The following is a 10,549-nucleotide window of genomic DNA, read 5'->3' on the forward strand; positions in this document are numbered from 1 at the left end:
GAAAGCTGTCTCTGCGTAGCCGATGGACGTCGCAATCGCCTGCATCTCGTGCGCGTCCAGGGCGGATGCATCGAGTACTACTCCTGCCGGGTTGCCGCCAGCAGGATCGGTTGTGAACGCCGCATAGCGCAAAACGCCACCGAGGGAGGAAACATCTGTCGTCATCCCCCCAGCGTAGTAACTAGCGGACACATGGCAGGCTCACGGTGGCGCCCGGTGTGCGGGCATCCGTTGGAGTGGTTTATCCCATTACAACCATGACTGGCTTCGAGTGAACCGGCGTTCGATCTTCGCAGGCACATCTCATTGAACCGATCCTACGGTGTTTGCCCGGTGGTCTTACGCCTCGTTGAATCCAGGGGGCCGTTTTGCAAGCGACTCTTCAGGCACGAATCACGGAACCTGCTTGGACAACACGGGACGTCTCGCTTGTGTCCGCCGGCGGTGACAAACGCATCGGTCTGCAACTGTATGCATCCTGACTCAATGTGCTGACCCCGTATCGCTGCCGGGAGGTCGGTATTGCGGATGGTGACCTGGCCCTGGGCGTTGTAGCACGGATGATGCTCAAGAGCAGAAGTCATGAAGAGCTTGCGTCCTGGGCATGCGGTGGAGGTGCTGGGCTGATCCTCCCGCCCTGCCCGCTGCAGACCTAGGTCCTGGCCTCACCCGTGCGTGCTGCGGATTCGAGGAGGGGAAGGGTCCTGGTGGGCATCACTTCCACCAGGGACATCGCGGTACTCGTCCGCACCACCCCGTCGATGCCCAGCATAAGGTTCGTGATCCGGTGAAGATCGGCAGGATCCTTTGCCGCCACCTTCGCGAGGAGGTCGGCATCACCGGTCGTCGCGTGCATCTCGACGATCTCGGGGATCCCTCGCAGGTGCTCCGTCGCCTCGTGGCTCGCCGACTGGCTGATGGCTATAGAGATGAAACCAATCAGGGGCAACCCGAGCGACTCGGTCCGCACGCGCTGGCTGGACGGGCCCAGGCTACCGTCCGTGAGGAGCCGGCGCAGCCTCGCGTGGACCGTGTTCCGTGCGACGCCCAGTTCCCGTGACAGGGACAGGACGGTACCCTGCGGGTTTCGGTCCAGGGCGAGAAGGATTCTGGCGTCAAGGGGGTCGATGATGTGCACACTGAGCATTTTGTCACCTCCCGCGGCATTGCGCCCCGGATCTGTCCTGTGCTGAAGGCGTGTGTTGCGCAAGGGTGGGGACCTACCGAAGGATCGCTGCATGACCAGCACCTCCAGCATCTCCGACGCGCCCCGGTTGCGTGACGCCGTCGCCGACCTTCCCTCCTACGTCGCAGGACGCAGCGCGCAGACCGCGCTGACGGCCGCCCTCGCCTCCAACGAGAGCCACTTCCCGCCCCTGCCCTCGGTGGTCGAGGTCATCACAGCCGAGACCGCGCGGATCCAGCGGTACCCCAACATGGCGTCGGCGGACCTGCGGGAGGCGATCGCCCTGCATCTCGCGGTCTCCGCCGATGAAGTCGCCGTAGGACCGGGAAGCTCGGGCGTGCTGCAGCAGATCCTGGCCGCGGTCTGCGACCCGGACGACGAGGTGATGTTCGCCTGGCGGTCCTTCGAGGCCTATCCGATCCTCGCAGCAGTGGCGGGAGCGAAGCCGGTCCGGGTACCCCTGCTGCCCGATGAGCAGCACGACCTCGAAGCCATGGCGGCTGCGGTGAGTGACCGGACCCGGGTGATCATCCTCTGCTCACCCAACAACCCGACCGGTGTCTCACTCGATCCGGCGAGCACGGAGGACTTCCTCAGCAAGGTGCCATCGCGCGTGCTGGTGGTCATCGACGAGGCGTACATCGAATTCCAGGACGACTCCGGTGCACCCGATGCGCTCGAGTTGTACCGCCGCTACCCAAACATCTGCATCCTGCGCACCTTCTCGAAGGCCTACGGCCTGGCGGGGCTCCGGGTCGGCTACGCCATAGCCCGGCCTCCCGTCGCTGACGGGGTGCGCAGGACCGCGATCCCGTTCGGCGTCAACCGGTTGGCGCAGAGCGCTGCGGTGGCCTCGCTGGCCGTCGAGGACGAGATCCGGGCCCGCGTCCGTCAGGTGCGCACCGAGCGCCGGCGGATGATCGCAGCATTGCACGATGCCGGCTGGAGCGTGACGGACAGCCAGGCGAACTTCTTCTGGCTTCGGTGCGGCGACCAGGTCCGCGAACAAATTCTTTCCGTCCTCGCGGACGCGGACATCCTCGCGCGCGGCTACCAGGGCGACGGCGTCCGGATCTCGCTGGCCGATCGGGAGACCAATGAGCGTGTCCTCGCGGTCCTAGCGCAGCGCGAAAGGTTCGGGAACCAGTGACGAGCACGACGGCCGCACTGCCGATCCAGCAGGCACCGCCCCTCCGCCACACGCTGATCGAGGACGTCCTGGGGCTCATCACGGGATCCTTCGCTGCGTCGCTTGGCCTGTTCCTGCTCAAGTCGAGTGAAGCGGTGACGGGTGGCACCGCCGGGCTCGCCCTCCTGGTCAGCTACGCGGTGGACCTGCCCTTGGGCGTCCTCTTCCTCGCGGTCAACCTGCCGTTCTTCGCCCTGGCCGTATGGAAGAAAGGGTGGGACTTTACGCTTCGGACGATCTGCGCCGTCGCGATGGTCTCCGGCCTGTCCTCAGTGCATCCGGCTGTCTTGGGCGACATCGTCGTCGCGCCCCTCTACGGAGTCCTCGGCGGCAACCTGCTGGCGAGTATCGGTCTGCTGATCCTGTTCCGGCATCGGTCCAGCCTCGGAGGTTTCAACATCCTCGCCCTGATCCTCCAGGAGCGCCTAAACTGGCGAGCCGGCTTCGTGCAGATGGTCCTCGACGTGGCGATCGTCCTGGCCGCACTCGCGTTCGTCCCGCCGCTGATGGTGGTCCTGTCCGCAGTGGGCGCAACACTGATGAATCTCGTCCTGGCGCTGAACCATCGTCCCGGGCGCTACCTGGCCTCGTGAGGAACACATGCGTATCACGGCGAAAATGCGCGACGACACCCGAGTGAAGACGGTGCTGACAAAGATCGGCCCCAGTCGAAATCGGGGTGCTCGGGGCAGGACGGGTCGTTCGAACAGGTGATCATACCGAAGCAGAAACGATGCCTGAACGAAATTCATCAGATCCTGCTCTCCCTCTCCGTCCACGGGTAACCTCCGGGCACACCACGGTGCACTTTGAGGATGGTCTACAGGGCCAGAGTTTCCAAAGACACCATCAACCGGATCACTAAGAAGGTCGCTTCGAGACGGTGCAAGAACCCGGGTGGCAGGATCTGCGTGTTGTAGGGACCTTCTCAGTTTTAGGCGCCGTTTGCTGGCGCGTAATGACGATGAAGAGGTGACATCGTTGATGTCGTCGACAGTGGGGCGCTGGTTTTCATCATTGCTCCTTGCCGCAGTCCGTGAACAACTTCCTCGAGGTCGTCGAGGACGGTCGGTAGAGGCCCGTCCGCTGGGACTCGCTGGAAGCTGGCCAGCTCGGTCAGTCCCAGGTAGCCCGCCCGGTATGCGCGCAGGTCTTCGAGCGTCTCGGTGTCCGTGCCGCGCAGTGTGATGCGGTGGTGTGCTTCTTCCGGGCTGACGTCGAGGAAGACGACGGCGTCCGGTGCGGGAAGCAATGCCGTCATCGCGGCGATGAAGCGCCCGGGGCGGAGTCCGCGTGCACTGCGTAGCGCCTGCTGGCAATGGAGGTGCCGATCCATAATGATGATGCCCTCGAAGGATCGTGATCGAACGTTGTTGGAGATGACGTTAGCTGCACGGATTACTGACTCGGTAGAGTCCAGCACCCGGGTGGGAAGGGTGACGCCGAATCGTTCGGCCCAAGCCGTCATGGTGCGCCGTCCCGAGTAGTTGGCGAGGACGAGTGTGGGGATGGAGGGCCCGAGAAGTTTACTGAGTGCTCGTGCCGCGGTCGTCTTGCCGGCCCCGTCGATGCCCACGAGGACAATCACGAGTTGGCGATTTGACGGGTTTGGGGAAGTCGGGCGGGCAGCTGATGTCTTCATACTTCTGTTGTAGTGGCGGATTCTATGAGAGCTGTTGGTCAGGGATGTGATGTGCCTGTGTGGCGACTACGACCAGGGGCAGCTGCACATGGAACTGCGTCTTGCCGGGCTCGCTGGTGACGCTGATCGTGTCGCTGTTGGCTTCGACGAGGGCCTGGACGATGGCGAGGCCGAGCCCGGTACTGCCGGTGTTCGTGGTCCGCGCGCTGTCGCCTCGGCTGAACCGGGTGAAGATGGTGTCAAGGAACGCCGGGTCGATGCCGGGCCCACTGTCGGTGATGGTGATGCGCGCGTGAGATTCGTCGAGCGTTACGGCCGTGGAGATGGCGGTGCCGGGCGGGGTGTGCTTGTGGGCGTTGGAGAGCAAGTTGATGAGTATTTGGCGGATTTCGGTTTCTACGCCGCGCACTTCGACGGGCTCGTCCGGGAGGTCGAGGCTCCAGGCGTAGCCCGGCGCCGCTACTTGGGCGTCGCTGGTGGTCTCGATGACAAGTTCGGTGAGGTCGACGTCGGACGCCTCGCCGCGTTGGCCTTCGTTGAGGCGGGCGAGCAGCAGGAGGTCCTCGACGAGGGAGGACATGCGCTTGGATTCGCTGTCCACGCGTTCGAGCGCGGACCGTCCGGACGAGCTCACGGTCTCGCTCATAAGGATCAGTTCGGTGTAGCCGCGGATGGAGGTCAGGGGTGTGCGGAGTTCGTGGCTCGCGTCCGCCACGAACTGCCGCACCTTCATCTCGCTTGACTGGCGTTCCCGCAGGGCGCTCGTGACGTGGTCGATCATGCCGTTCAGGACCAGCCCTACGGTGCCGACCTCCGTACCGGGCTGGGCTGCGGCGGGGGGGCCGGACAGGGATGGTGACTTCGCCGGAGGACAGGGGCAGTCGGGAGACGAATGTCGCGACGGCGGAGAGTTCTTCGAGGGGACGCAGGGACCGGCGGATGATTGCCGTTCCGGTGAGGCCCGTCAGGATGAGCCCGGCGAGGGACAATCCGGCCACGGTGAGGTCGAGGGACAGGAGAGTGCTGTCCCTTTCCGCGGTGGACAGGCCTGTGACGAGGACGGATCCTTCCGAGGTGAGCTCACTGGGTAGTGCGGCGGCGTCGACTCGATAGCGCCCGCTGGAAAGCATGAACTCTTGTGGTCGATTGTTGGGATTGATGCCGGCCAGCAGGTCCAGGTCGGCTGCGGTGAGGGGATGGAGTCGAAAGTGGAGTTATTCGAGCAGATCCGCAGGGACGCGAGGGTCAACGGTGACTCCATATGGTTCTTAGCCAGGAAGTACCGGGTTGCATGTAGGACGGTCTGTAAGACGTTGGTGTCGGCGGAGCCTCTACGACGTAAACCGCCGGTTAGGAATGCCCCTCAACTCGGGCAGTTCAAAGCTCTGATCGACGGCATGTTGCGAGATGATCTGAACGGAACGCGAAAGCAGCGTCATACCGCTCAGCGCATCCACGATCGGTTGGTCGAAAACACGGCAGGCAACTGTCAAACTTAACAGTCCGTCACTTCGTCAAGAGGCGGCGCCCTGAACTCGAGCGAGAGGCCGGGATGTCTACCGCGGACGTGTTCATTCCGTAGGAATAAGCATCCGGGGTTGAAGCCGAGGTCGACTTCGGCGAGGCATGGGTCGATCTGGCAAGGGTTCGCACCAAGTGCTATTTCTTCGTTTTCCGCCTGTACTCAGGCAAAGCGGTGCACCGCGTGTACCCGACCTAAGGGCAAGAAGCTTTCCTAGAAGGGAACCTCGAGGCCTTCGCGACGATCGGCGGCATCCCTGCCGGTCACGTGAGGTACGACAACCTGACGGCTGCGGTGAGACAGGTCCCCGACACGTCCCGCGATGCATTTTACTAGCCGCTTCGTGATCCCGGTCCCCACTCCTGTGGACCCACGTCGGATTTTTAATTCGCAGCCTCCAGAGCAGCACGATAAGCAGCGGTAGCGAGACCACGAGCAGGTCAGTTGATGGGATTCGAATTACTGGTCTATTTGGTCAATTGTTCTACCGTAATGCAGTTTCCTCTACGTTTCCCGCTGCCCCGAGCTTCCGGTCCGATCGGCACCGCAGGTGCCCGAGGAGGGTGACGACGCCGGAGATGAGGGCCGATACTGCGACGCCGAGCCAGAGTTCCACCCGCAAGGTCAGGGCGCCGCCGACGGCGCCGAGCAGGATGAGCGCGATCGCGAAGAAGCGGCGGGCCCAGAAGGGGCTCTTGCCGCCGGCGAGCCGGGAGTCCGAGGCGAGGCCCGTGATGGTCGACGTCACGACGACGGTGGTGATCTCGGCTACTTTAAGGCGCTTCGCCGTCGCGGCCTGGATACCCATCATCGCTCCGAGGACCGACGTCGTGATGCTGCCGAGGAGTTCCTCTGCCTGCACGTCGACTAGGCCCACGAACACGGCAAGGGCGGTCAGGCCGAGCGTGACAGTAAGGAGCGTGGCCGACGTCCGGCCCGACCACCCCTCCAGACCCTTCCGCAGGACACGGCCGGCGAGGGCTGCACCGACCATGAAGAACACCAGGGCCAGTGCCGGCCGGAGGATGGGAAGATCCGCGCCGGCACCGAAGGCCATACCAAGCAGCACCACATTGCCGGTCATGTTGCCCGTGAACACCCGGTCGAGCCCGAGGTAGCCGACGGCGTCGATCACCCCGGTGGAGAACGTTAGCGCGAGCATGAGCAAGAGATGGAGGCGGTCCGTCGCCACATGATTCTTCTTCACGTATCCCCTTGGAAACATCTATGAAATGAACGTATACAAAACTGATTGTCGAGCCAACGATTGTATTCAATACAAGCATCGCTCTTCGTGCAGAACAAGCTCCGTCCCGCCCGTCCATGAGGAACCGCCATGCATCATTTACAAATCTCCACTCAGCATTCTCGTTGCAGGGCTGTCCGATGGCCCGGTCTGCTCGCCGGTTTGGTCGTGGTCGTGACGGCCCTGACGGCATGCCAGCCGATCCAGGCGTTGCCGGCCACTCCCGTACGTGAGGACATCACGAGCGTGCCGATCGGGGATGCCACGATCCGTGAGGGAGGTGACCTCGTGATGGCGCTGTCCGCTGAGCCGGACCGGCTCGACCCGACGACGTCGTCGTCCCTCTACACGCGCTATGTGATGCAGACCATGTGCCAGAAGCTCTACGACATCGACGCCGAGGGTGAGATCGTCCCGCAACTGGCTACGGCCCTGCCGGAGATCTCCGACGACGGCCTCACCGTCACCATCCCCGTGCGCACCGACGCCGTTTTTGCGGACGGCGTGCCGTTCGACGCGGACGCCGTCCGCGCGACCCTCGAACGCCACCTGACACTGGAGGGCTCCACACGACGCGGCGAGCTCGGACCCATCGCCGAAATCCGGGCCGTGAGTCCTGACCGCGTTCAGATCAGCTACGAGAAACCCTTCGCGCCGCTCACCGCCGCACTCGCCGATCGCGCCGGGATGATGCTCTCCCCCCGGGCCATCGAGGAGAAGGGCGCGGACTTCGGCAACAGCCCCGTCTGTGTCGGGCCCTTCAAGTTCGTCGACCGCGTGCCGCAGACCTCCATAACGGTCGAGCGCGATCCGCTCTTCTACGACGCGGACACCGTGCACCTGGACACCATCACCTACCGCATCATCACCGACGCCAACATCCGTGCCGCCAACCTCCGCTCCGGCGATGTGCAGGTGGCGGACACCATCTCCCCGCAGGACGTCGACGCCCTGCTCAAGGAGGACGGCGTGGGTGTGCTGCAGGTCGGCTCGCTGGGGTACCAGGCCCTCACCGTGAACGTCGGCAACACCGAGGGTGCGGGGGAACCGCCGGGGGTCATCGACACCCCGATCGCGCGGGAGAAGGCGATCCGCATGGCACTGTCCATGTCGATCGACCGCGAGGCACTGGTGAACACGGTGTTCAACAGCTGGTTCGAGCCGGCGTGCTCGCCCATCTCACCGGACAGCCCCTACGCCTCCGAGCTGAGCGAGGACTGCCCGCCCTTCAACCCGGAGGGCGCGAAGAAGTTGCTCGAGGACGCCGGCGTCGAGGTGCCGTACCCCATCCGTATGCAAGTGACGAACACCCCCGACACCCTGCGGTACGGCCAGGCGCTGCAGGCTGCGGCCGCCGACGGCGGGTTCGACCTCACCGTGGTGCCGGTGGAGTACTCCACCCTCCTGGACGTCCAGTCCCGGGGTGATTTTGAGGCATTGCAGCTCGGCTGGTCCGGGCGTATCGACCCGCACGGCAACATGTTCAACTTCCTCTCGACCGGCGGCGGCAACAACTACTCCGGATACAGCAACCCGGAGGTGGACCGGCTGCTCACCGGTGCGGCCCAGATCAACGACGCCGAGGACCGCGCGGCCCTCTACGGAGAGGCCGTGGAACTGGTCCAGCAGGACAACCCGCTGATCTACCTGTACCGGCAGCGCAACCTCACCGCCTACAGCACCGACATCGCGGGCGTGGAGACCTTCGCCGACGGCGTCGTCCACCTCAGCAACGCCGCATTCATCGAGACGTCCTCCGAGAGCGAGAACTGACATGGGCCGCTACCTCTTCACCCGGCTGTGGCAGTCGATCGTCACCCTTGTCCTCGCCTCGATCGTGGTCTTCATCGGGGTACGGCAGTTGCCCGGCGACCCCGCACTCGCCATGGCGGGGGAGGAGGCGACCCCCGAGCAGCTCGCGGCCGTGCGGGCCGAGATGGGCCTCGACCAGCCCCTCGTCACCCAGTACCTCGCGTTCGTGCGGAACATGTTCCGCGGCGACTTCGGCGAATCCACCCGCACGGGTACCCCCGTGACCGAGCTGATCGCCACCACCCTGCCGGTCACGCTCTGGCTCTCCGCCTACGCGATCGTCGTGGCGATCGTCGTCGGGATCCTGTTTGGCGTGATCGCCGAACGCTTCCGCGGACGCTGGCCCGAGTGGATCGCGAACGCCTTCGCCCTCATCGGCCTCTCGGTCCCCAACTTCTGGCTCGGCATCCTCGCCATCCTCTACCTGGCGGTGACGCTCGGGTGGTTCCCCGCCTCCGGGTACGTGGACGTGCTCTCGGACCCGCTCCGGGGCCTCTACTACCTCACGCTGCCGGCCCTGATCCTCGGCACCGGGCTCGCCGCGGTCATCATGCGGCAGACCCGTGCGTCGATGATCGAGACCATGACCACGGACTACGTGCGGACGGCGCGCGCCAAGGGCCTCGGCCGCGGCCGGGTGCTCGTGCGGTACGGGCTACGGAACTCGCTGATCGTCGTCGTGACCATCGTGGGCCTGCAGCTCGGCGGCCTCATTTCGGGAGCCGTGGTCACCGAGCGCATCTTCGCGCTGCCGGGCTTCGGCAAGCTCACCCTCGACGCCGTCTTCACCCGCGACTACCCCGTGATCCAGGCCGTGGTGCTCATCATCACCGTCAGCTACATCCTCATCAACCTCGCCGTGGACATCCTGTACTCGGTGGTCAACCCCAAGATCCGCGTCGGAGGAGCCAACTGATGGCCGTCGAAACACTCACCCCCGGAACAGGGACGGGCGGCGCGGGCCTCGGCTCCGGCCGCGGCCGCATCCTGTCCTCCCTGCGTTCCAACCCGCTTGGCATCACCGGCGGCGTTATGCTCGTCGCCGTCGTCCTGGCAGCGCTCCTCGCCCCGATCCTGGCACCCTACCCTCCCACGGAGGTGCACTTCGACACCCCGTTTCAGCGACCCTTCACCGAGGGCTTCCCGCTCGGAACCGACGACCTCGGCCGGGACATCCTCTCCCGCCTGCTGTTCGGCATCCAGACCTCGCTGCAGGTCGGCGTGCTCTCCGTGCTGCTCGCCGTCGTCATCGGAACGCCGCTCGGCCTGCTGGCGGGCTACTCCCGCGGGTTTGACGCCGTCATCTCCCGCCTGACCGACGTCACGCTCGCGTTCCCGTTCCTGATCATCGCCGTCGGGCTCGCCGCGATCAGCGGGCCGAGCCTCGGCAATGCGGCCGTCGCGCTCGGTATCGCCCAGATCCCGACCATGATCCGCGTGGTGCGCGGTGAGACGCTCCGCATCAAGGAGAGCGACTTCGTGCTCGGCGCCCGCACCATGGACGCCTCGCCGTCGTGGATTATGCTGCGGCACGTCCTGCCGAACGCCACGTCGGCCATCATCGTGCAGGCTACGGTGATCATGCCCGTCGCGGTGATCGGCGAGGCGCTGCTGTCCTTCCTCGGGCTCGGCATCCAGCCACCCACGCCGAGCCTCGGGATCATGCTCTCCGACGCCCAGCAGTACCTCTTCCGCGCACCCAGCGCGGCCATCTTCCCGGGCATCGCGATCGCCCTGATCTGCCTCGCCTTCAACCTGTTCGGGGACGCCCTGCGCGACGCCTTCGACCCGACGAACTCCACCCGAAAGTGACCACGATGACGTATACCTCCCCTCCCGCTTTCACCACGCGGCCCACGCTCCAGGGCACCTTCGGCATGAGCGCGTCCACGCACTGGCTGGCCACCGCCTCCGCCCAGGCCGTGCTCGAGCGCGGCGGCAACGCCTTCGAC

General features: G+C 65.0%; 10 protein-coding genes. 5 read left to right on the forward strand and 5 right to left on the reverse strand.

Annotated elements, in window-relative coordinates:
- Both ACX80N_RS17630 and ACX80N_RS17635 read right to left on the reverse strand, forming a co-directional pair.
- The coding region (locus ACX80N_RS17630) for a PhzF family phenazine biosynthesis protein (protein WP_459340457.1) at positions 1 to 165 on the reverse strand (165 nt) is incomplete at its 3' end.
- A 487-nt stretch (positions 166 to 652) separates the two neighbouring features.
- Positions 653 to 1,147 carry an Lrp/AsnC family transcriptional regulator gene (locus tag ACX80N_RS17635; RefSeq protein ID WP_459340448.1) on the reverse strand — a complete coding sequence of 165 codons (495 nt, stop codon included), beginning with the start codon at positions 1,145 to 1,147 and terminating at the stop codon, positions 653 to 655.
- Positions 1,148 to 1,238: 91 nt separating this feature from the next.
- Between ACX80N_RS17635 and hisC the strand changes: the two genes are divergently transcribed.
- Positions 1,239 to 2,336 (forward strand): histidinol-phosphate transaminase, encoded by a 1,098-nt coding sequence (hisC, locus tag ACX80N_RS17640; RefSeq protein ID WP_459340449.1) that lies wholly within the window; start codon positions 1,239 to 1,241, stop codon positions 2,334 to 2,336.
- Positions 2,333 to 2,968 (forward strand): YitT family protein, encoded by a 636-nt coding sequence (locus ACX80N_RS17645; protein ID WP_459340450.1) that lies wholly within the window; start codon positions 2,333 to 2,335, stop codon positions 2,966 to 2,968. Before hisC ends, ACX80N_RS17645 begins: the two co-directional genes overlap by 4 nt.
- Positions 2,969 to 3,309: 341 nt before the next feature.
- Here ACX80N_RS17645 and ACX80N_RS17650 read toward each other — a convergent pair whose 3' ends face one another.
- The 3 genes from ACX80N_RS17650 to ACX80N_RS17660 form a co-directional block, all read right to left on the reverse strand.
- On the reverse strand, positions 3,310 to 4,017 hold the full coding sequence (locus ACX80N_RS17650; RefSeq protein WP_459340451.1) for a nucleoside/nucleotide kinase family protein: 708 nt from the start codon (positions 4,015 to 4,017) through the stop codon (positions 3,310 to 3,312).
- A 22-nt stretch (positions 4,018 to 4,039) separates the two neighbouring features.
- The gene (locus ACX80N_RS17655; protein WP_459340452.1) at positions 4,040 to 4,798 is read right to left on the reverse strand and encodes a sensor histidine kinase; all 759 of its coding nucleotides are present in this window, start codon (positions 4,796 to 4,798) and stop codon (positions 4,040 to 4,042) included.
- Positions 4,799 to 6,023: 1,225 nt separating this feature from the next.
- Entirely contained in the window at positions 6,024 to 6,746 is a 723-nt protein-coding gene (locus tag ACX80N_RS17660; protein ID WP_459340453.1) for a YoaK family protein, read from the reverse strand.
- A 213-nt stretch (positions 6,747 to 6,959) separates the two neighbouring features.
- Between ACX80N_RS17660 and ACX80N_RS17665 the strand changes: the two genes are divergently transcribed.
- Genes ACX80N_RS17665 through ACX80N_RS17675 form a run of 3 tightly spaced genes read left to right on the forward strand, consistent with a single transcriptional unit; the run spans position 6,960 to position 10,409 of the window.
- Positions 6,960 to 8,558 carry an ABC transporter substrate-binding protein gene (locus ACX80N_RS17665; protein WP_459340454.1) on the forward strand — a complete coding sequence of 533 codons (1,599 nt, stop codon included), beginning with the start codon at positions 6,960 to 6,962 and terminating at the stop codon, positions 8,556 to 8,558.
- A 1-nt stretch (position 8,559) separates the two neighbouring features.
- Complete coding sequence (locus tag ACX80N_RS17670; protein ID WP_459340455.1) at positions 8,560 to 9,513, forward strand: ABC transporter permease; 954 nt, start codon at positions 8,560 to 8,562, stop codon at positions 9,511 to 9,513.
- Positions 9,513 to 10,409 carry an ABC transporter permease gene (locus ACX80N_RS17675; protein ID WP_459340456.1) on the forward strand — a complete coding sequence of 299 codons (897 nt, stop codon included), beginning with the start codon at positions 9,513 to 9,515 and terminating at the stop codon, positions 10,407 to 10,409. The genes ACX80N_RS17670 and ACX80N_RS17675 overlap by 1 nt, the downstream gene beginning before the upstream one ends.
- The last annotated feature ends 140 nt before the right edge of the window (positions 10,410 to 10,549 follow it).

Source organism: Arthrobacter sp. MDT2-16, from assembly GCF_054510925.1.